Origin of the sequence: Spirosoma panaciterrae DSM 21099, assembly GCF_000374025.1 — a bacterium.
Taxonomy (GTDB): domain Bacteria; phylum Bacteroidota; class Bacteroidia; order Cytophagales; family Spirosomataceae; genus Spirosoma; species Spirosoma panaciterrae.
The window spans coordinates 15,878-37,031 of the sequence record NZ_KB893185.1; the positions used below are offsets into that span (position 1 = coordinate 15,878).

Annotated in this window: 17 protein-coding genes; 5 read left to right on the forward strand and 12 right to left on the reverse strand. The window is 51.2% G+C overall.

The features are described 5' to 3' along the window. Nucleotides 1-99: 99 nt before the first annotated feature. From B153_RS0116020 to pcaH, 10 genes are all read right to left on the reverse strand, one after another. Complete coding sequence (locus tag B153_RS0116020) at nt 100-1,917, reverse strand: feruloyl-CoA synthase (RefSeq protein ID WP_020597744.1); 1,818 nt, start codon at nt 1,915-1,917, stop codon at nt 100-102. 44 nt (nt 1,918-1,961) lie between these two features. Continuing rightward, nucleotides 1,962-2,735: a crotonase/enoyl-CoA hydratase family protein gene (locus B153_RS0116025; protein ID WP_020597745.1), complete on the reverse strand. Its 774-nt coding sequence runs from the start codon at nt 2,733-2,735 to the stop codon at nt 1,962-1,964. 32 nt (nt 2,736-2,767) lie between these two features. Continuing rightward, nucleotides 2,768-3,301 carry a DUF3237 domain-containing protein gene (locus B153_RS0116030; RefSeq protein WP_020597746.1) on the reverse strand — a complete coding sequence of 178 codons (534 nt, stop codon included), beginning with the start codon at nt 3,299-3,301 and terminating at the stop codon, nt 2,768-2,770. Between the two features lie 6 nt (nt 3,302-3,307). Further along, a complete protein-coding gene (pcaF, locus tag B153_RS0116035) occupies nt 3,308-4,519 on the reverse strand; it encodes a 3-oxoadipyl-CoA thiolase (protein ID WP_020597747.1) in 1,212 nt (403 codons plus the stop codon). Nucleotides 4,520-4,589: 70 nt separating this feature from the next. Further along, nucleotides 4,590-5,945, reverse strand: a complete 1,356-nt coding sequence (locus tag B153_RS37290; protein WP_020597748.1) for a 3-oxoacid CoA-transferase — start codon at nt 5,943-5,945, stop codon at nt 4,590-4,592. Further along, a complete protein-coding gene (locus B153_RS0116045; protein ID WP_020597749.1) occupies nt 5,942-7,174 on the reverse strand; it encodes a 4-hydroxybenzoate 3-monooxygenase in 1,233 nt (410 codons plus the stop codon). Before B153_RS0116045 ends, B153_RS37290 begins: the two co-directional genes overlap by 4 nt. Further along, on the reverse strand, nt 7,171-8,364 hold the full coding sequence (gene pcaDC / locus B153_RS0116050) for a bifunctional 3-oxoadipate enol-lactonase/4-carboxymuconolactone decarboxylase PcaDC (RefSeq protein ID WP_020597750.1): 1,194 nt from the start codon (nt 8,362-8,364) through the stop codon (nt 7,171-7,173). Before pcaDC ends, B153_RS0116045 begins: the two co-directional genes overlap by 4 nt. Before the next feature lie 2 nt (nt 8,365-8,366). Continuing rightward, nucleotides 8,367-9,449: a 3-carboxy-cis,cis-muconate cycloisomerase gene (gene pcaB / locus B153_RS0116055; protein ID WP_040761550.1), complete on the reverse strand. Its 1,083-nt coding sequence runs from the start codon at nt 9,447-9,449 to the stop codon at nt 8,367-8,369. Nucleotides 9,450-9,461: 12 nt separating this feature from the next. Then, nucleotides 9,462-10,052, reverse strand: a complete 591-nt coding sequence (gene pcaG / locus B153_RS0116060; RefSeq protein ID WP_020597752.1) for a protocatechuate 3,4-dioxygenase subunit alpha — start codon at nt 10,050-10,052, stop codon at nt 9,462-9,464. Further along, nucleotides 10,053-10,790, reverse strand: coding sequence for a protocatechuate 3,4-dioxygenase subunit beta (pcaH, locus tag B153_RS0116065; RefSeq protein ID WP_051097296.1), 738 nt, complete (start codon nt 10,788-10,790; stop codon nt 10,053-10,055). 138 nt (nt 10,791-10,928) lie between these two features. On the opposite strand from pcaH, the gene B153_RS0116070 reads away from it, so the two are divergent. Both B153_RS0116070 and B153_RS0116075 read left to right on the forward strand, forming a co-directional pair. Further along, entirely contained in the window at nt 10,929-11,816 is an 888-nt protein-coding gene (locus tag B153_RS0116070; protein ID WP_020597754.1) for a helix-turn-helix domain-containing protein, read from the forward strand. 161 nt (nt 11,817-11,977) lie between these two features. Continuing rightward, nucleotides 11,978-13,972: a CHU_0125 family OmpA-like outer membrane integrity protein gene (locus tag B153_RS0116075; RefSeq protein ID WP_020597755.1), complete on the forward strand. Its 1,995-nt coding sequence runs from the start codon at nt 11,978-11,980 to the stop codon at nt 13,970-13,972. 101 nt (nt 13,973-14,073) lie between these two features. Here B153_RS0116075 and B153_RS0116080 read toward each other — a convergent pair whose 3' ends face one another. Together B153_RS0116080 and B153_RS0116085 are read right to left on the reverse strand one after the other, a co-directional pair. After that, nucleotides 14,074-15,501: a hypothetical protein gene (locus B153_RS0116080; RefSeq protein WP_020597756.1), complete on the reverse strand. Its 1,428-nt coding sequence runs from the start codon at nt 15,499-15,501 to the stop codon at nt 14,074-14,076. 202 nt (nt 15,502-15,703) lie between these two features. Further along, a complete protein-coding gene (locus B153_RS0116085) occupies nt 15,704-16,141 on the reverse strand; it encodes a peptidylprolyl isomerase (protein ID WP_026262207.1) in 438 nt (145 codons plus the stop codon). A 166-nt stretch (nt 16,142-16,307) separates the two neighbouring features. Here B153_RS0116085 and B153_RS0116090 point away from each other — a divergent pair, with 166 nt between their 5' ends. The 3 genes from B153_RS0116090 (at nt 16,308) to B153_RS0116100 (ending at nt 21,152) form a co-directional block, all read left to right on the forward strand. Further along, complete coding sequence (locus tag B153_RS0116090; protein ID WP_020597758.1) at nt 16,308-16,499, forward strand: hypothetical protein; 192 nt, start codon at nt 16,308-16,310, stop codon at nt 16,497-16,499. 303 nt (nt 16,500-16,802) lie between these two features. Next, entirely contained in the window at nt 16,803-17,735 is a 933-nt protein-coding gene (locus B153_RS0116095; RefSeq protein ID WP_020597759.1) for a helix-turn-helix domain-containing protein, read from the forward strand. Nucleotides 17,736-17,921: 186 nt separating this feature from the next. Next, on the forward strand, nt 17,922-21,152 hold the full coding sequence (locus tag B153_RS0116100; protein WP_020597760.1) for an efflux RND transporter permease subunit: 3,231 nt from the start codon (nt 17,922-17,924) through the stop codon (nt 21,150-21,152). Nucleotides 21,153-21,154 lie beyond the last annotated feature (2 nt).

Genomic DNA, 21,154 nt, shown 5'->3' on the forward strand with positions numbered 1-21,154 from the left:
AACCGCGAGGGCGCAAAGGCGCTAAGAATGCACTTCTAATTTATAATTCTTTGCGTCTTCGCGTCCTGGCGGTTACTCTCTATAGGTTGGTTTTCTGGTTTAATGACTGTATTCATTGCTGTAAAGCTGTTCGATCAGATGCGGGCGGTTGGCTAAAATCGCTCGTTGATTCAGCGAACCTTTGTCGGTTATTTCACCGATATCCATCGAAGGCGGATCGAAGGCAATGATGATTTTTCCGAGCCGATCAGCACTGCCCATAGCCGTTTCATTGAGTTTATTCAGGAGTTGGTCGACGAAATCCGTTACGGCCATGGTTCTGAATATCTCATGAGGATGAGCATCCGATGAAAGTTTGGCCAGGTTTCGGCAGGCGTCGGCATTTAGAAAAAGGATGGCGCTGGCATAATCCCGGTCAAGTCCAGCAATGACGGCATCCTGTACGATGGGTGAACCGGCAGCAATAATTTTCATACGCAGTATCCCCACATTGACCCAGGTACCAGTCGATAGTTTGAAATCTTCGGCAATTCGCCCGTCGAAAACAAGCCCTTTGCTGGGGTCGGTCTCATCCAGAAATTTTACCGCATCGCCCGTTTTGTAATAGCCTTCGTCGTCAAACGCTTTTTGAGTGGCCTCGTCATTGCGCCAGTAACCGGGTGTGACATTGGGGGCTTTATAACGCGCTTCCAGTTTATCCTTGTCAGGCACCAGTTTTACGCTCATGCCCGCAACAGGTACACCCAAAAGTCCCGAAAAACTGCCGCCCCAGTTGGCAAACAGCGCCGAAGGACCTGATTCCGTACAGCCCAGACCTGTAATGATCGGAATCCGCTCGCCAATGGTCTCAACGGCCAGTTCTTCCAGCCGATTCCAGATTGGTTGCGCCAGACTGGCTCCCGCATAGAATAGCATGGAAAGTCGGGCAAAAAAAGTTTTGCGTAGGTCGGGCTCCCGTTCAAAATAGGGAATCAGCATCTCGAAACCCTTAGGCACATTGAAGTAAACCGTTGGTGAAATTTCCCGCAGGTTCTGGACCGTTGCTTCAATCCCGGTGGGGGTTGGTTTCCCGTCGTCGATATACAGCGCACCGCCGTTGTAGAGCGCCAGACCGACGTTATGATTCCCGCCAAAGGTGTGGTTCCAGGGAAGCCAGTCGATGAAAACGGGCGGCTCGGCTGCCATGAACGGAAACGTCTGCGTAATCTGCTGCAAATTGGCGCACCACATACCGTGTGTATTGATAACCCCTTTCGGCAACCCCGTTGAGCCGGACGTAAACAGAATTTTAGCAACCGTATCGGCCGTAACGCGCTCGAATGCCTGCTCAACAGCTTCAGTCGGTTTTGTATCCAGTAGTTCAGAAAAACTGGTTTCGCTGCCGGGCACGGCTGTGATGATCAGCACGTCCGGAAAAAGCGATTTCGCTAACGCAATGGCGCGGGCATAGGCCGTCTCGTTCTGTGCAAAAACAACTTTGGGCGTCATCACCTGCAGGCAATGTTTCAGCCGCGCCAGATCGGTCGATACGAGCGAATAGGGTGGCGAAATGGGGCTATATGGAACGCCAATGTGCAAAGCCGCCAACGCCAGTAAGGCATGTTCGAGACTGTTCTCCGACAGAATGACGATCGACTCATCGGGATTGATGTTCAGATTTAACAGATATTGAGCAATGGCACTTACCTGTTCCAGCGTGGTCCGATACGATAAACGAATCCAGTGCCCATCCGCTCCGCGACGAGCCAGAAACGTTGCGTCTGGACGTTGGTTGGCCCAATGAACCAGCTTTTCGCCTGGTTTTGCCGGATAAGCTCCCAAGGGTTGTTCCAGTTCGAGCCGGATACATCCATCGGCATCAACCTGTTTTCGGGTATTCGTTGGCCCAAACGCGATGGCTTTATAAGGAGAGGGCATTGGCTTTAAGGTTTAGGCTTGTTTAGGCATCACGCATTATGTATTTACTGGCCTACTTTTTTGGCGCGTCCTTCCAGAAAATCGGTTAGTCGCTGTTTGGCTTCGGGCGATGACTGGGCAATGGTCGCCATCAGACTTTCCATCAGCAGCCCTTCCGATGGCGACGAATCGGCAATGCGGGGGAGTACGTGCATAAGGGCGTAGTTGGTCATGGGCGCGTTCTGCGCAATCTTTTTGGCTAGTTCGATACCTTTCTCCAGCCCTTCGCCAGCCAGGGTCACATACTGGGAAAAACCCATCCAGACCCCCTCTTCGGCCGAAATCGTTCGTCCGGTGAACATCATATCCGCCATTCGAGCCATACCGATCAGTTTCGGTAATCGGACCGATGCGCCACCACCCACAAAGATGCCCCGTTGCCCTTCGGGTAAGGCATAAAACGTACTGGCTTCTGCTACCCGAATATGACAGGCCGACGCAATTTCCAATCCACCACCAACACAGGCTCCTTTCAGCACCGCCACAACCGGAATTTTGCCAAACTGGATTTTATCGAGTGCCCGATGCCACATGCGCGAATGATGTAATCCCTCGATGATGTCCCGTTCCTGCAATTCGGACAGGTCAAGACCGGCGCTGAAATGATCGCCCTCGCTGTGCAGCACGGCACATTTAACGCCTTCCGGAATATCAGAGAAAGCAGTCTCTAGAGCCAGGATGAGGGCGTCATTGACCGCATTCCGTTTTTGTGGACGATTCAGTTTGACAAAAAGCAGTTCATCCTCCTGCGTAACTTCCAATAATGTGGATGCAGCCATTTTAACCTTATTTAGGGTGCTTTGAGTCATTTCTATTTTACCTGCCAGACGGTAATGAGCACGTTATCTGGATTCCGAACTGCTGTAGCGATGAAGATGGCGTTGTTCATCCAGTCGTATTTGCCCACTGGCGCTTCAAATTTTGGCACCGTTCGGAAATAGTATTCGCTCGGACTTACCTGTTCGCCACGACCAATGCGTGCCGCCACTTCGGGTGTTGCCACGCGCAGACCTGTATTGGTGATGTAGATCGTGACACCGTCGAGGGTTTTGAGCTGATAATGGGCTTCCAGTTCGGCCACCCCGTCTTTTCGGACAATTTGCCAATCGGCACCACCGGGCAGAATTTCGCCTTTAATACGCGGGCCTTCAAACGTACCGCCGGTAATGGGAATGATGCGCCGTAAGCCGTGAGGGGTTTCGCCAACTACATAAGGATTCGCGATTTTCACACTTAGCTCACAGACAAACTCGAGTTGAGGTATATCGTACCGCTGCGGCTTTTGAGCAAGGGCGCAAGCAATTGATCCAACGAGCGCAAACAGAATAAGAAGTTGGCGTTTCATATACGTCTAATTAACTCGTTCCAGAATAACAGCGTACCCCATGCCGACACCCACACACATAGTGGCCAGGGCATAGCGCTTTTGCTGCTTTTGTAATTCAAGCGTGGCTGTTTGAATCAGTCTCGCGCCCGACATACCCAGTGGATGCCCTAGCGCAATGGCTCCTCCGTTCGGATTAATGCGTGGGTCATCATCGGCCAGACCCAACTGCCGGGTACAAGCCAGCGATTGGGCGGCAAAGGCTTCATTCAGTTCGATTATATCCATATCGGCCAGGGTCAATCCCGCTTTTTTCAATGCTTTTTGGGTGGCGGGTACGGGACCAATACCCATAATACGCGGTTCGACACCCACCACCGCCGAGGCAACGATGCGGGCTTTCGGAACGAACTGATGCCGCTGGATGCCGTCTTCCGAAGCTATGAGCAGGGCGGCTGCTCCGTCGTTCAGGCCCGCCGAATTTCCGGCCGTTACGCTGCCGCCTTCTTTTTTGAAAGCTGGTTTCAGGGTAGTCAGCACAGCCAGCGTGGTGTTGGGCTTAACAAATTCATCGTAGGCAAACAGGAGCGGGGCCCCTTTTTTGGTTGGCAGTTCAACGGGCATAATTTCCTCCGACAAGCGACCCGATTGCTGGGAATGCGCAGCCTTTTGCTGCGATTGATAGGCAAATAAATCCTGATCTTCGCGACTGATGTTGTAGAGGTCGCCCAGATTTTCGGCCGTTACCCCCATCGCATCGGTGCCATACAGCGCCTGCATTTTGGGGTTGATGAATCGCCAGCCAAAGCTGGAATCGAACAGTTGAGCGTCGTTGCCAAACGGTTTCGACGTTTTCGACATCACCCACGGTCCGCGCGTCATATGCTCCATGCCTCCGGCTATGAACACGTCGCCATCGCCCGCTTTGATGGCCCGATTGGCATGAATCACCGCCGACATACCCGACGAACACAGCCGATTAACCGTTTCGCCCGGAACGGTGTACGGTAGCCCCGCCAGCAAGAGTGCCATTCGGGCCACGTTCCGATTATCTTCCCCGGCTTGATTATGGCAGCCCAGAATGACATCGTCGACCGCATCGGGCGGCAGACTAGGGTTCCGTTTCAAGAGTTCTTTAATGGGTAATGCCGCCAGATCATCGGCCCGAATGGTCGAGAGGCTACCCCCGAAACTTCCAATCGGGGTGCGGATGGCGTCGATGATATATGAGTCGTTCATAGGTGAAAGAGTGAAAGAGCGCAAGAGTGAAAGAGTGAAAGAGCGAAAACCATCCGGCCGACTCGCTCTTTCACTCTTTCGCTCTTTCACTCATTAAAAATTTTGCACTTGTTTTCGCCTGTACGTCTTCTAAGGTTGCTCCGGGCATAAGTTCTACCAGCGTTAACTGCCCATCAGGGTAAGCAAATACGGCTAAGTCGGTGATAACCATGTCGACTACGCCTGTAGCTGTGAGCGGAAGCGTACACTGCGGGACAATCTTGGGTGAGCCGTCGGGGTTGGTATGGGTCATAGTGATGATGAGTCGTTTAGCTCCTTTCGCCAGATCCATTGCGCCCCCCACACCTAGTAAGGGCTTGCCGGGCACGGCCCAGTTCGCCAGATTAGCCGCTTCGTCAACTTCCAGGCCGCCCATGATGGCTACGTCGATATGCCCACCCCGGATCATGGCAAACGAGTCGGCACTGTCAAAATAGCTGCTGCCTTTCAGAGCCGTTACGGGAATCTTTCCGGCATTGACCGGATAATCCATGGCACCACCGCCATCGGTCGGAACGGGGCCTACGCCCAACATCCCATTTTCGGTGTGGAGCATAATGCCCTGCTCGTCGGTGATCAGATCGGCAACGAGGGTTGGGATGCCGATGCCCAGATTGACCACATCGCCCTTTTTAAGTTCGGCCAGTGCCCGACGAGCCATGTTCATCCGCACCTCATCCACTTTTTTAGACGAGGATACCGATGCCGACATCCCTAAATCGTCGGGTGTAAGTGTTGCCTGCACCAGATAATCGACAAAGCAGCCGGGCGTATGCACACATTCGGGCGCTATCTGACCGACGGGTACGATCTCTTCCACTTCCGCAATCACCAGATCGGCGGCTGTCGCCATTGCTTTGTTGAAATTGTTTTCGGTCATTCGGTATTGTAGATTACCCGCCGTATCGGCCCGCCAGGCCCGGATGAAAGCTACATTGCCTCGAAGGCTTTTAATAAATACGTGTTCAACGCCATCAATCACCTTCGTTTCCCGACCTTGTGCCAGTGGCGTACCGGCGGATGTAGGCGTGTAAAAGCCTCCAATCCCGGCTCCTCCGGCGCGGATAGCTTCGGCTAGTGTGCCTTGGGGGAGTAATTCGTACTCGACCTGACCACTTTGGGCGGCTTTAACGGCATCGGGGTTGGACGTGAAAAAGGAGCCGATCAGTTTTTTGAGTTGTCCATTTCGCAAAAGCCGCCCCCCACCAAGGCCCGTTTCGCCTGTGTTGTTGCCAATGAACGTCAGGTTTTTGGCGCCTAACTCAGCCAGGGCATGCATCAGATGGACCGGATTGCCCGTCATACCAAAGCCGCCCTGTAAGAGGGTATCGCCATCACGTACCAACGCGGCTGCCTGAGTCAGTGTCAGGATAGGGACTGTTTTCATCGTTCAGAAAGGGTAGGTTGGTGTAGTGACCCGCGCATGAGTGCACTGGCTTGTTTAGCCGCTAAACCGACATAGTTTTCGGCGATGAGCGCCGATGCTGTCCGGCTGGTGACTAGCTGATTGAACCGGGATGCCTGCAAATGGGTATCGAACGACGAACGTTCTGGATTATGATGCAGCAGTTCGGTCATGAAATTGGAAAACTCCTGTACCCGCCACACCCGACGCATACAGCACTCGGTATAGTTGTCTAAATCTGCCGAACTGCCTTCCCGATACCAGCTCATGAGCGCGTTGAAAAGTTGCTCGGTATCGGCTACAGCCATATTCAGTCCTTTTGCGCCTGTTGGCGGCACAATATGGGCCGAATCGCCCGCCAGAAATAACCGCCCGAATTGCATGGGTTCGCTGACGAAGCTGCGCATGGGTGTAATGGTCTTTTCCAGAATCGGCCCTTCGGTCAAGGTCCAGCCCGTGGTGCCCAGTCGAATTTGTAACTCGGCCCATATTCGTTCATCCGGCCAGTCGTCAAGTGTGTCGGTCACAGCGCATTGCACATACAGCCGGGAGATTTCGGACGAACGCATGCTGTGTAGGGCAAATCCACGCTCATGATACGCATAAATAAGTTCTTCGGTTGAGGGTGGAACTTTGGCCAGAATACCCAGCCAGCAATACGGATATATTTTGTCGTAAACTGTAGTGAGTGAGGCTGGTATGGTTGATCGAGAGATACCATGAAATCCATCGCAACCTGCCACAAAATCGCAGGTTAGCGTGTGCTTTTCTCCTTGAGAGGTGTAATGGATGGTTGGTTGATCACTTTCCAGGCCTTCGATAGCTGTTGCCTCAGCCTCAAACAGAACATCGCCACCCGCATCGAGTCGGCGTTGAATCAGGTCTTTTACGATTTCGGTCTGGGCATAAATCGTCACGCGGGAGCCGCCCGTTAGCTCCGACAGGCCGATGCGGTGCCGTTTACCGTTGTAGCTTAAAATGACACCCTCATGTACAAGCCCTTCCCGGTCAAGTCGATCCGCAGCCCCGGCCTGTCGGAGTATATCTACCGTGTTTTGTTCGAGTAAACCTGCCCGCTGACGGCTTTCAACCCGCGCTCGCGATCGATTTTCCAGCACGACCGACCGAATCCCCTGCCGATGTAACAGCTGGGAAAGAAGAAGCCCGGCCGGACCCGCTCCGATGATGCCTACCTGCGTATGGTGAATCATGATGATTGACGTTCCTGTAAAATGTCCTGCGCGGCATGGAAAGCGGCATTGGCGGCCGGTAGGCCACAATACAGCGCTGAATGCATAATGACTTCCTTCAATTCATCGATGGTGACGCCATTGTTGAAAGCCGCCCGGACGTGCATTTTGAATTCTGTTTCGCGATTGAGGGCAATGAGCATCCCCAGCGTAATCAAACTACGGGAATGGCGGGTCAAACCGGGCCGGGTCCAGATTTCGCCCCAGGCATAGCGCGTGATAAATTCCTGAAAATCGGCGTTGAAGTCAGTGATGCCCGCGTTAGCCCGATCGACATGGGCATCGCCCAGAACAGCCCGTCGAACCGCCATACCCTGATCGTATACACGTTGGCTGGATGTTCGTGATTCGGGCAATTCGGTTGGTTCGGCTGGTTGCTGTAAGAAAGCCATCAGGAGTTGTACCACCGCATCGGCCTTCTCCACGACCGACATATGAGCCGCCGATAGTTCGCAAAGCTGGGCATTCGGTATTTCCTGTTGCATAAACTGCCCGTCGGAAACGGTCGTCACGGGGTCATACGTGCCCGCAATGATGAGCGTAGGGGCGGTAATGTGGTGAATGTCCGCTCGCAAATCCGTATCCCGAAGGACGGCACTACAGGCCACATGACCTTCGGCTCTGTTCGCCTTAATCATGGTTAGCAAGCGTGCTGTTACCTCTGGATTCGCCTGCTGAAAGGCATCGGTTAGCCAACGGTTCAATACGGCATCAGCAATGGCCGAAATACCCTGTTGACTAACGGTATTGATGCGTTCGTTCCAGCCAGCAGCGGTGCCGATTTTGGCGGCTGTATTGCAAAGAATCAGCTTGTTGATTCGATCGGGATAATGAACCGCCAGCCATTGACCAATTAAGCCACCCATCGACAAGCCACAAAAGCTGACCTTCGCTATACCCACCGCATCCAGCAAACCCAGTACATCCTGTCCTAAATCCGCTATACTGATGGGGTTTGCAGAGGCTGGTGTTTGCCCATGCCCGGTGGTGTCGTAGCGTAGAATCCGAAAATGAAACCGAAGCGGCTCCACCACATCATCCCACATACGCATATCGGAACCCAGCGAATTGGAAAAAAGCAGTACTGGGGCCTGTTCTGGGCCTTCGAGCTGATAATGGATCAGGTTTCCGTTTATCTGTAGGTTCGGCATGGTCAGGGTTGAGTAGTCAGATTTTGTTGCATCCGGTCGGTATCGACCTCGAGGGTACGGATCAGGTCGTTGGAGTGGTGGAGGTTGGCCGCTGTGAGCTTCACCAGTTCCCGGATAACCGACCATTCGCTATGCCAGGCTCCGGCAGCCCGTTCGTGAGGCTGGTTCATGGCGCTCAACAGGCTGGCTACCAGTCCGGGTGTACGATGCGCAATAGCGACCATAAACGTCGAGGTTACGGGATTCCGTTTGTGCGGCATGGACGACGAACCACCCTTGCCTTTGGCAGCCCCTTCCCGAACTTCTCCCACTTCGGTTTGCATCAGTAGGATAATGTCGTTCGCCAGTTTGCCAAGCGATCCGTTCAGAATCCCCAGTGTCGACGCCAGATCGGTCAATCGGTCGCGTTGCGTATGCCAGGACGTAGTTGTGAATCCAAGTCCTAAGGTAGCTGCCACCTGTTCGCAGATTGAGGTGTAGTGCTCTCCGAACGATTGCCCATTTCCGACCGGACCGCCCAACTGCACTACCAGACACTCCTGACTGACGCGGTCCAGACGTTCTGCCGACCGGAACAGCCCACTAAGCCAGCCCGTTAGTTTATCGCTAAACGTGATCGGTAGAGCCTGCTGCAAAAGCGTTCGACCCATTATCGGAGTATGTTGATGGACTTGTTTAAGCGATGTTAGCAGATTGATGAGTTCGTCCAGATCGGCCCTGATAGTCGTAAGGGCCTGACTTAGCTGACATACTAACGCCGTATCGATCACATCCTGGCTGGTCGCCCCTCTATGAACGAAGGGAGCCGCTTCTGGATCTTTCTGACGAACACGCTGCCTGAGTTGGTCAACGAATGGGATAGCCGGATTGCCAGCCAGTAGGGTTTGAGTTTTAAGCCAGGTTATATCCCAGTCTGTTTCGGCACAGCAACCCTGAATCGTTTCGGCAGCCGATGCGGGTATGTCACCCACCGATGCCTGTGCCGCAGCCAGGGCCGACTCAAACGCCAGCATGAACCTTAATTCGGCATCGTCCGAAAAAAGGGCTTCCATCAATGGAGTCGTGAAAATCGCGTCGGCCAGCACGGTAGTAAAAAGCTATAAGTCAAAAAATACGGTCTCGTCAGAACCCTGTAATCGAATATTGAACTGATAATGCCCGTCTTTACTTTTCGTAGCGATGAGTGTCGTTCTCCGTTCCGGCTCAACAGAACGAAGCAGCGCGTCCTGCTCGTTAGCCTCTGGCTCATCGGCAAAATAAAGCCGGGTGTATAGTGTTCGAAGTGAACCGCGCAGAAACAGAATGACGTTGATGTGCGGAGCCGAATCGGGTGCAGTAGCACCCGGTTTGATGGTCGTAAACGTAAACTGATTTGTGCGGGTTGTGCCAGTGCCTAAGCGCCCAAACCCGATAAAACTGGACTGATCGGTTGGATAGGCAATGGGCTGGGTATTGTATTGCCCCTGCCCATCGGCTTGCCAGCATTCGATCATCGCGTCGGATACGGGTTGGCCGTTGCCATCAAGAATTTGCCCGGAAACATAAATCAACTCCGCCGAATGGACAATTGGGTTTACAAGCTCTCCTTCGACCAGACTGTTGAAGTCATAACCGTATTGGTGGGCCGTCAGGCCGTAGGCGAAAAAAGGGCCTACCGTTTGTGAGGGGGTTATCGGTAAGGTCGTCATTTATTCAAACGGGGTTTGGTTTCGGCCATTCAGGACAATGTTGAATTCATACGCCAGCGCAAACTCCGGCTCGGTCCAGTCCATACTGAACTTGGCGATCAGCAATTCACGGGCGTGTTTCGGAACCGATTGAAAAATAGGGTCATACGCAAACAGTGGATCGCCCGGAAAATACATTTGTGTGATTAGCCGTTGATCGAGGTGGGGGCCAATTACCGAAAAGTGAATATGGTTCGGACGCCAGGCGTTGTAGTGATTTCCCCAGGGGTAAGCCCCCGGTTTGATGGTATAAAAGGAATAGCGGCCTTCCGCATCAGTCAGCAAACGCCCGGCTCCCAGAAAGTTAGGGTCTAGCGGGGCATCGTGAATCTCGGCTTTGTGAATATACCGACCGGCGGCATTCGCCTGCCAGATTTCGACCAGTACATTCGGCAACGGTCGCCCCGAGGCATCCAGTACACGACCCGCTATTTTGATTCGCTCGCCAATCGGCTCCCCATTTTTCCGTGCATTTTTAGTCAGGTCATTATCCAGTGCACCCAGGCAGGAATCACCAAAAACGGGCATCCGTAGGTTTTTCATCTGATCAGGTACCAGCATCAACGGGCGAGTCGGACTCCGTAGAATCGTAGACTTATACTCCGGTGACAGATGCAATGGGTGGTTGCTCAACGGAACGGATGGGCTAAGGCCAGAGTGCGTTGCTGGCTTATCCGGTTCAACGATGTTTGGTTCCATATCGGGTTCGCTTCGGTGGTATATGCGGGAAGACAAAGCTATGGGGATGGTACAATATTTTCTTGGATGATTCTAAAACAAACTTGTACAAATAGAACATTAATTCGATATTCGGCCTGTTAATTGTCTTTTTAGAACATGAATCGACAGGGGCTTAGAAACTATAAAGGATTGTACGGCGACCACCGATTGCCTTTCCCGGAGAATTTCATTCACCATGAGCTGCTGGCCGTTCGTAGTAAACTTTATGGTTGGGAAATCGACCAGCATCTGCACACCGACTTGTATCAGGTATTTCTTTTTACAGAAGGAAGTGGCATGGTATTGTCGGAGCAAAGGCGGATTCCGCTTCGCCCGCCCTGTGTATTACTGGTTCCTGCCAATACCCTGCACGGGTTTGCGTTTCAGGCTGGCATGGACGGCGAAGTGTTTACGCTATCGGAGTCGTCACTGGACCAACTTCTCTGCGACGCACAACACATTCGGCTCGGTCTCAATCAACTTCAGCAGGTAACGTTTGAGAACTCGGAGGGTGCGTTCGATGATATACGATGGCTTAAAGACCGGCTCATTCGCGAACTGGAAACCGATCAGCCGGAGAAACAGGGGATACTGGGCCATTTAACCCAACTTTTGCTGATTAGTTTGTACCGCACCAGTCTACGTTCCGAAGCCACCGTTCCAAAGTCAGACAATCGGACATTGACCTATTTTCTTTCCTTTCAAAAGTTGATCCGGCAGTCGGTTCATGATCCGAAAACGATTCAGCAATACGCTCGCGAACTCCATATCACCACCGTCCATCTGAACCGGATCTGCCAGTCGATTGTCAATAAATCGGCTTTGCAGCTCGTACATGACTACCTGACGGCCGAAGCGAAAAAATACCTGCTGAACACGTCCTGCTCATTGTCGGAGGTTTCGTACAGGCTAAACTTCAAAGACCCGGCCTATTTTTCCCGGCTTTTCAAGAAACAGACGGGCCTATCTCCCAGAGATTTCAGGAAACAGCAGGGCGTCGTATAAGTAAGCTTCGGAGCCTTCGCTGACCACCTAACCCGAAAGGCCCTGTTTGTTGGTAGACATACCAAACAATCTTCAATATTTTGTGGATTATATTCGTTAAAAGTAAGACCCGCCTGAATTTGCGTTATCTTGGGCGCGGAAAGTTCTGCTCACTAACCTCTATGAAAACCATTACGTCGTCTGTGCTGCTGGTGGTGTTAGGCCTGGCCCTGGGTTTGTCAGGCTGTAATTCGGCCATGCAGTCTTATAAAAAAGGCGTCCGCCACTTCGATGCAGGAGAATATAATCTGGCGCTAACTCAGTTTGAGAAAGCGAGCAAAGGAACCATCGACCCTGCCCGCCTAAACTACTACGTGGCTGAGTCGTATCGGCTCTCGAACCGTTTTGGCGAAGCAGTCCCGTATTATCAGAAAGCGATCGATGCGAATACGACCGAGCCTGCTGCCCGGTTTAATTATGCCTATGCTCTGAAATCGCAGGGCAACTACGCCGAAGCACTGAAGCAGTTGCAGGAGTTTATTGCCAACGCCCCTAAAAACACGGCCAAAGCGACGTTGGATAAGGCGAAGCGGGAGGTCGAAACACTGAAAGCCATCGACATCATTGCCAGGAATAAGTCGATGATTACGTTGCGAAACATGGCTAACCTCAACTCGCCTGGTGCCGAATTTGCGCCCGTAGTACGCGGAGAGGAATTGATTTTCACCGCGTCACGCAAAGAGCAGGTCTACAAAAATAACGGCCAACACATGCTTGGCTTATACAAAACCAAGCTCAATCAGAGACCCGACGAAACGGGTACGTCGCCCGCTCCCGAACCCTTTAGTACGAATGTGTTTCAGGGCGATGTAAACGAAGGAACGCCAGCCTTTACGAAAGATGGTAAAACGATGGTTTTTGCGCGGGGGAATAACGGAAAACGCAAAGGTGGGCTGGATGTTGATTTGTTTATCAGTCGATTAGGGGAAGGGGGCGTATGGAGCCAACCGTTACGATTGCCTATCAGCGACTCGACAGCCTGGGATGGTTCACCCGCTTTTTCGGGCGATGGCCGTACGCTCTATTTTGCCTCGAACCGGGCCGGTGGAGCAGGCGGTATCGACCTGTATCGGACCAGCATCGATGCTTCAGGCCGATTTAGCCGCCCGGTCAACATGGGGCGCGATATCAATACTGCTGGCGACGAAATGTTCCCCTACGTAGGGCCGAATGCGAAGCTGTATTTTGCATCGGATGGGCATCCGGGACTTGGTAAGCTGGACGTTTTCGTAGCAACCCGGTCGGGCGGTGTCACACGCGTAGAAAACATGGGCCAGCCAATCAACTCCCCATCCGACGATTTTGGCCTGATCTATACTGATCCAAACAAAGGATTCCTGGCGTCGAACCGGTCAGGTGGCAAGGGCGACGACGATATCTACTTCTTCCAGGAAGGGCCTGATTCGGATACAACCACGATTGCGCAGAATCCTCCGGCCAATGCCCCCAAAATGGTTCATTACTTTATTGCGGGTACGGTTTCTACCAATGAAACACCTATTACTCCGCTGGACTCAGCGACGGTGAAAGTTATTGACGATGCTACGGGCCAGCCCATTGGCGAAGCCGTAACAGACAAACCCGGTACATTCGGAAAATACCCCTTGCAGGAAGGTAAAGATTATACCGTTCTGGCACAGCGGAAAGGCTACCTGACTCGTCGGGAGCAGTTTACGATGCAGGGTAAAAGTATTCCACAAATATTCCTGACCAAACCGCAAACCGATACAACGTTTACGGTTGATTTACTGCTCGATAAGGCAACGCTCAACAAAACGTTCGTGCTGGAGAATATTTATTACGATCTCGATAAATACAACATTCGTCCGGATGCGGCTGTTGAGCTTGATAAGCTCGTGACCATTCTTCAGGATAACCCGACTTTGAAAATCGAGCTTGGTTCCCATACCGACGCCCGTGCCAGTGATGCCTATAACCAGAAACTGTCGCAGAACCGGGCTAAGTCGGCCGTAGAATACATCGTGTCGAAGGGTATTGATGCCGATCGGCTCACCTATAAGGGCTATGGTGAGACCCAGCTTATCGTGAAAAATGCGAAAACAGAAGAAGAGCACCAGCGCAACCGTCGGACTGAATTCAAGATTCTGGAGCTATAGCAGTATACAGACTATTCCTAAACGCCAAGGCCAACTCTAGCACTAGAGTTGGCCTTGGCGTTTAGGAAGTTATTTAATTGTGAATCGCTCACTAAGCTTCCTTATTTGACCAGTAACTGAGCGTGTTGTTGCTGCCCGTCTTTCACAACAACCAGCGAATAAATTCCGAAAGGCATTGGGCCAATTGGTTGAAGAAGCAACTCCTGAGCATTGGCCCGTGACAGGTTAATGGGCACTTCGAATCCAAGGAGGTTATATAGATGGATACTGGCCGACGATCTTTCAGGGATTACAAGGCGAAACGGCGCATTCGATTCGACCGGATTAGGGTATATGGTCAATCGATCCAGAAGATCATTGGCCGGGCGATAGATGGAAATAATCCGTGAAGTTTCACTGCTTCCATCCCGATCGGCCTGAACAAGTCGGTAATAGTTGTTCCCTAAAGCAGGCGTCTCATCAACAAAAGCATAGGACTGAGTTTCCTGCGTTGTTCCTTTCGACTGTACTTTGCCCAGACTGTCGAATGTTTTCAGGTCGGTACTGCGCTGTACCAGAAAATAATCAGCGTTTTTCTCCCAGGAAGTTGCCCATTCTAGTTTAACGGTTTTCTCTTCGGCCGTGCCTTTCCAGAAAAGCAGACTTACGGGTAAGGGATTGCTTTCCAGGGAAAAGGTACAACTGGCATCACTACTCGGGTCAGCAATATTCATAACCACAAGGCGGGCTGGCAAAGAGCCACAGGGAGTATAACCAGACCCGGTTCTGATTCCGATACCTAAAAACCCCTCGTTACCCGTTGCTCCCCGATCATCGACATAACCTGTGTGGCCACTGGCATCCACATTCTGAATAAGCGCAGCTTCCCGATGCCCCCATGCGGTAGGATTAGGGGTTGCGTCTCGATAAATCCAGCTAAAAATAGCCTGTTCTACCGCATAGGTTGCCGAGGCTCCACAAGAAAGGTATATATTTTCGGATCGCCCCATTGTATACTGACCTGAACTGTTACGTTGCAGACAGTTTGTAGGATAGGTAGCTTCTACTCGTTGAAAAGGAGATGTGCCTCCTGCACCCGTATGTCCGAAGGTGTTATTGGTAAACAGGTAATCAGCATGGGATTGGGCTGTATTATCCAATGCCGTTTCTACACCTTCCAGCGGTTTGCCTAGTACAGCGCCACTGCCATAGTTAATTCCGGCTCGGGCTGCCCGTTCGGCATTGATGAGGTACAGAGCCCGTTGATTATCGGACAAAGTAGCATAGCTGGATGGAAGGGTAAGGGTTCCCAGTGAGTTGGCGGCCAATCCTAATTGAGTTTCTTCGGCGCGTCTTCCTTTGTTGAAGGCCGCTACAATCTGGGCTGTCGACGAAAAATAAGCATCGGGAGCAAAATCGGTTTCGGCAGGTGCTGTCAATGCTACATCGCTTGTCAGGTTGGCTGGAGCCTGGGCAAACAGTTTACCTAAATGGAAAAGGAAAACCAATAGCAGACCAGTAGACGAGTTACGGAGTAATCGTATTTTCATTTTTATAATTTTGGGTTAACTTATTAGTGTAATTTTTGCTAACTTTATCCGTAAAATAGATAATTAATAGTATATTAAAAAATGATAAATATATATTAACTCTATCGTAGAACTAGTTTTTGTGACTGCCTATGTATAAATAGGCTAAAAAAAACGCCTGAGGTGATATCACCCCAGGCGTTTTAATAGTAGGTCGGCTTTACTAGTCTTCCAGAATAGTAATGCTTTGAATTTTATCGCCCTGTTGAATAGAGTCTATTACGTCCAGTCCTTCAACAACCTTACCAAAAACGGTATGATTGCGGTCGAGGTGTTGCGTGTTCTGCCGATTGTGGCAGATAAAAAACTGCGATCCACCCGTATTCCGACCCCGGTGAGCCATTGATAAAACACCTCGGTCATGGTATTGATTATCGCCTGTTAATTCACAGTCGATGGTATAGCCTGGACCTCCAGCACCTGTACCCGTTGGGTCACCCCCCTGGATCATGAAATTGGGAATAACCCGGTGGAATTTAACCCCGTTATAAAATCCTTTTTTAGCTAGCGAAACAAAGTTGTCGACCGTTTTTGGGGCGTCTTTTTCGAAGAACTCGATGAGCATTGTGCCCTTATCCGTGTTCATTTGTGCCTTTGGCATAGTTGCATTTGTTTAATGGGACTGCAAAGGTACGAGTATTTCCTGTGCTATGGTTGAAAACGTCCGGACCCCCAAAAGGCAGTGTGTTTCACACAGATCATACTGACACCTAATAAGCTGTGCTCTATTTGATTACATTTAGTGCTTAACAAAACCACGGATTTATATGGAAACGCCAGACAACCCACCTGTGCCAGACGATAACCAGGCTTTAACCCGCCTGCGACGATTTGAGGATGCCAATGATTTTCTGGAGACCTGCGACCGCTTATCGTCGGGATACGAAAGTGGTCTCTATTGGGAAGATGTTCAACGTGCACTACGTATTGCGGCTGGTCTGGAAAAATGGCCAGACTGACTTCAACCGACCCACTGGCCGTCCCATAAAAACAGCTTTCTCTGGATGTAGCATCTGCTGGACACCAATATCCGATAGACTATAAATTTATTCTTGGAATAAGACAATTGTTTAGTTGCGTTTTCTGGAAAAATGCAACTAAATTGCCTGAGCTTAAGTTGCCAACAAAAGTCAGGCCTGTATGCGGTCTTGCTTTTGTTCAATAGTACCTACGAAATTGAGATGATTAGGTAGTACTACTTGCGTAAGAACTACCAGGAATCTGATTTCTTCTGTTTAGACTAGTGATGGATTCGCCAGGCCGTGGAACAACAACCAATTCCTTATTACGATAATCTACCCGATTTTTTGAAGGCGGTAAAATCCATCGACGCAACGAATCGGTGTTTTGGAATTTTTCCTTTTAAACAGTTTGGCGGGCCGGGCGAAGTAATTCCACCCTTTCGAAGCAGCACCTATGTAGCCGCGTTGGTAACGGAAGGAAGCGGGACCATTCATCTGGATGGGGTTCCGTATCGGGTGCAGCCCGGTACGTTGTATGTACTTCGGCCCTGGACGGTTCGGTCGATTCATAAGCAGGACCAATGGCATGGCTACGTCATTATGTTTACGTCGGAATTTGTTGCCAAACGTTCGGTCCATTCCGACCCTATGCGCGAATACCCATTTTATCGGAAAGGCGCTCAGCCATTGATTCACATTGCCCCAGCCGACGTGGCTGAATTGTACAGTCAGTTTGAATTGATCGACAGGGAATTTAACAGTTCGAATCGAGCGAAGGCCGATCGGCTGGATTTAGCCTATCATTTATTGCAGGCGTTGTTGATCAAAGAGCGTCAGATTTACCGGCAAGCCCTTTCGGCCATTGAGTATTCGCAGCCTATATCCCTGGTTGAACGATTTCAGAGCCTGCTTCAGATGTATTACTTACCCGACCCGAATCAGGACAGCCCAGTTTTACTGACGGTACATGAAGCGGCCGACCGCCTGCATATTCATCCGCATTATTTAAGCGATATTCTGAAGAAATACACGGGAAAAACAGCTTTGCAGCACATTCGGGAACGGACTGTTTTTGAAGCGCAGAACCTGATTCGGAACACCGATCTGACCGTGGCTGAAATTGGCTATAGGCTGAAATTTGAAGATCCTTCGAATTTTACGAAATTCTTCAAAAGTGTAACAGGCATAACCCCACGAGCCTATCGCGAACAAGGGTATGTACTGGCGGCCTGATCGCACAACTGGTAATTTTACAGAACTAACTTTAGGAATCTGCATTTTTTACCATTGAAACTACCAAACCTACCTGTTCTGCCCAATTGTGTGCCCGTAATTTTGGACCTACATTGACCAGAGTTGCTACTAGTTAAGTCGGTATAGCTATCTGATGAGCTTGCCTAACACGTATCCAGGTTTACTATGTGGATTGTCCGCTTAGCGTTAGAGAAGAAATACACCATCGCCGTTATGGCGTTGCTGATTATGATAATGGGTGGGCTGGCCGTAACCCAGATGCCTACCGATATTTTTCCGCGTATCAACATTCCGGTTGTATCCGTCATTTGGGGGTACAATGGTTTGTCGACCAATGAGATGGAGAAAATGATCACCAATTTCTCCGAAACGTCGCTCATCAACAATGTTAGTGATATTCAACGGCTCGAATCGCAGACGTATAACGGTACGGCCGTTCTGAAGATTTTCTTCCAGCCAACGGTAAAGATCGAGGAGGCCATTGCCCAGGTAACGGCCATTTCACAAACCATTCTGGTCCGGATGCCGCCGGGTACGCAGCCCCCCCTTATTGTCCGGTATAATGCCACCGACGTTCCGGTATTGCAGCTGGGCCTTTCGTCGGATAGCCTGACCGAACCACAGATTACTGACTATGCTCAGACGCGCGTTCGTCCACAGATTTCGACGGTGCCTGGGAGTCGGCTTTCGCAGGCGTTTGGCGGAAAAAGCCGTCAGATTGCGGTAGACCTGGACCCTGAACAACTCATTGCCTACAACGTTACACCCGAAGAGGTGACCAATGCTGTGGCGGCCCAAAACCTAACCTTGCCGGGTGGGTCGTTGCGCGTAGCCGATCGCGAATACAACGTCCGGTTGAATTCAAAACCCGATGTTATTTCTATTCTGAACGACATTCCGATCAAGGTAGTTGCCGGGACCACCGTACACATGCGCGATGTAGCCAATGTACACGACGGGGCTGCCATTCAGACCAATATTGTCAAACAGGATGGCAGCAAAGGAGCGCTGATGCGGATCGTGAAAACGGGGAATGCATCGACTACCGAAATTGTCGACAAAATCAAAAATCAGATTTTGCCAACCATCCGGGCGGCTGCCCCGGCCAATCTGCGTGTTGAGGCCTTATTCGATCAGTCGTTATTTGTGCGGGCTTCCATCAAAGGGGTGTTGACCGAAGGGTTGATTGCGGCTTTACTGACGGCCGCGCTGATTCTGCTCTTTCTGGGTAGCTGGCGAAGTACGCTTATTGTGGCCATTTCGATTCCGCTCTCTATTCTGACCTCGCTGGTGATCCTGTATCTGCTCGGAGAAACGCTGAATATCGAAACCCTCGGAGGCCTGGCGCTGGCCATCGGGATTCTGGTCGATGATGCAACGGTTACCATCGAAAACATCCACCGAAATGAAGAATTGGGTATGCCACTTCGGCAGGCTATTCTGGAAGGGGCGCAGCAAATTGCGACACCAACGCTGGTTTCGACCCTGACCATCTGTATCGTTTTTACGTCGGTGCTGTTTCTTGAAGGTCCTGCCCGCTTTTTGTTTGGCCCTCTGGCCGAAGCCGTTGTATTTGCGATGCTGGCCTCGTACGTACTGTCGCGAACGCTGGTGCCAACACTGGCCGATATGATGCTCCGTGGGGAAAAAAGGGAAGGGCATGGGGCAGAGGGTAACGGGTATGAAACTAATCCCTCAGCCCATCGCTCTAATCCCTTTGCCCGATTTTATAATCGGTTCAACACGGGTTTCGACCGATTTCAGGCTCGGTATGTTCGGGCGCTGGAATGGGTACTAAACCACCGTCGGACGGTATTCGTCATCTTTGTCGGTGTCGTGGCTGTCACAGTGGTTATGCTGCCGTTTGTGGGTCGTGACTTCTTCCCCCATGTCGATGCGGGTCAAATCCGGTTGCACATGCGGGCACCTGCCGGGACTCGACTGGAAGCTACAGAGCAGGTCTCCGCAAAAACGACCGAAATTGTCCGGCAGGTAATCCCAGCAGAGGAGGTTGGGTCGGTGATCAGTACGATTGGCTTGACCTCAGAACGGTATAATTTCTTTTTCTCAGATAATGCTACGGCAAGTTCGGCCGATGCCGAACTGCTGATTTCGTTGAATGAGGAGCGTTCGCATGCGACGGATGAGTATGTACGTGCACTCCGGACAAGGCTCCGCGACGAAATGCCGGATGTTTCCTACTTTTTTCTGCCGGCCGATATCGTTAGCCAGATTTTGAACTTTGGTCTGACATCGACCATCGACGTGCAGGTATCGGGCTTTGACCGGGCCAACAACCTGAAAATTACCCGTGAAATGCAGGCAAAAATGGCGCAGATACCAGGCATGGTCGATGTGCACCTGCACCAGGTACTGGATGCCCCCGAACTCTTTCTGGATGTTGATCGCGAGCGGGCAAGCCAGTTTGGGCTGACAGAACAGCGCGTAGCTACGAACCTGAACATCTCACTGAGTGGTACAGGCCAAACCCGCCCTAATTTCTGGCCCGATCCGAATACAGGTTTTCCCTACATTATTGCCGTACAGACTCCGCCGTACAAACTGGATTCATACGATAAACTGCTGCGGACACCGATTACGGCTGGCCAGTCGGATGGCCGCACCCAAGGCAGTCCCCAATTGCTGAGCAACATCACAACCGTAAAACGCACGACGGCTCCCGTTATCATCAACCGGGTCAATACGCAACCAACCTACGACATTTACGGAGGGGTCGAAAAAACCGACTTGGGATCGGTGGCGAAGGAATTGAACAAACTGGTAGCTGAATACAAAACCCAGTTGAAACCGGGTAACGTAATCTCGATTCGTGGGCAGGTGGAAAGTATGGAAAGCGCATTCAATCGGCTGGGCTTGGGCATTGTGTTTGCCGCGTTGTTTGTGTATTTGCTGATGGTGGTCAACTTCCAGTCGTTCCGTTATCCATTCATTATTATCACGGCTTTGCCGGGTGCGTTGTGCGGTATGGTCTGGATGCTGTTTCTGACAGGCACTACCTTTAGTATCCCGTCGTTGATGGGTGCCATTATGAGTGTGGGGGTGGCAACAGCCAACAGTATTCTGCTGGTTAGTTTTGCGAAAGACTATCTACCTGAAGTAGCTGGCAATGCCTATGAAGCCGCGCTGGAAGCGGGAAGAACTCGTTTGCGTCCCATTCTGATGACAGCCATTGCCATGATTATCGGGATGCTACCGATGTCGCTGGGATTAGGCGAAGGGGGTGAACAAAACGCCCCGCTAGGCCGGGCCGTCATTGGTGGATTGCTGCTGGCCACCTTTACAACACTGTTGTTTGTGCCCGTTGTATTCAGTTATCTGGCTCGTAAAACCGACGTTAAGCCTGTAGATGCTTCACCTGTAGCCGAAGAAGTGTAGAC

Coding starts and splice junctions, on each gene's coding strand:
- pcaF (WP_020597747.1), bottom strand. CDS start 4,519: ATGAACGACTCATATATCATCGACGCCATCCGCACCCCGATTGGAAGT.
- B153_RS0116020 (WP_020597744.1), bottom strand. CDS start 1,917: ATGCCCTCTCCTTATAAAGCCATCGCGTTTGGGCCAACGAATACCCGA.
- pcaH (WP_051097296.1), bottom strand. CDS start 10,790: ATGGAACCAAACATCGTTGAACCGGATAAGCCAGCAACGCACTCTGGC.
- B153_RS0116085 (WP_026262207.1), bottom strand. CDS start 16,141: ATGCCAAAGGCACAAATGAACACGGATAAGGGCACAATGCTCATCGAG.
- B153_RS0116080 (WP_020597756.1), bottom strand. CDS start 15,501: ATGAAAATACGATTACTCCGTAACTCGTCTACTGGTCTGCTATTGGTT.
- pcaG (WP_020597752.1), bottom strand. CDS start 10,052: ATGACGACCTTACCGATAACCCCCTCACAAACGGTAGGCCCTTTTTTC.
- B153_RS0116075 (WP_020597755.1), top strand. CDS start 11,978: ATGAAAACCATTACGTCGTCTGTGCTGCTGGTGGTGTTAGGCCTGGCC.
- B153_RS0116030 (WP_020597746.1), bottom strand. CDS start 3,301: ATGAAACGCCAACTTCTTATTCTGTTTGCGCTCGTTGGATCAATTGCT.
- B153_RS0116025 (WP_020597745.1), bottom strand. CDS start 2,735: ATGGCTGCATCCACATTATTGGAAGTTACGCAGGAGGATGAACTGCTT.
- B153_RS37290 (WP_020597748.1), bottom strand. CDS start 5,945: ATGAAAACAGTCCCTATCCTGACACTGACTCAGGCAGCCGCGTTGGTA.
- B153_RS0116090 (WP_020597758.1), top strand. CDS start 16,308: ATGGAAACGCCAGACAACCCACCTGTGCCAGACGATAACCAGGCTTTA.
- B153_RS0116045 (WP_020597749.1), bottom strand. CDS start 7,174: ATGATTCACCATACGCAGGTAGGCATCATCGGAGCGGGTCCGGCCGGG.
- B153_RS0116070 (WP_020597754.1), top strand. CDS start 10,929: ATGAATCGACAGGGGCTTAGAAACTATAAAGGATTGTACGGCGACCAC.
- pcaDC (WP_020597750.1), bottom strand. CDS start 8,364: ATGCCGAACCTACAGATAAACGGAAACCTGATCCATTATCAGCTCGAA.
- B153_RS0116100 (WP_020597760.1), top strand. CDS start 17,922: ATGTGGATTGTCCGCTTAGCGTTAGAGAAGAAATACACCATCGCCGTT.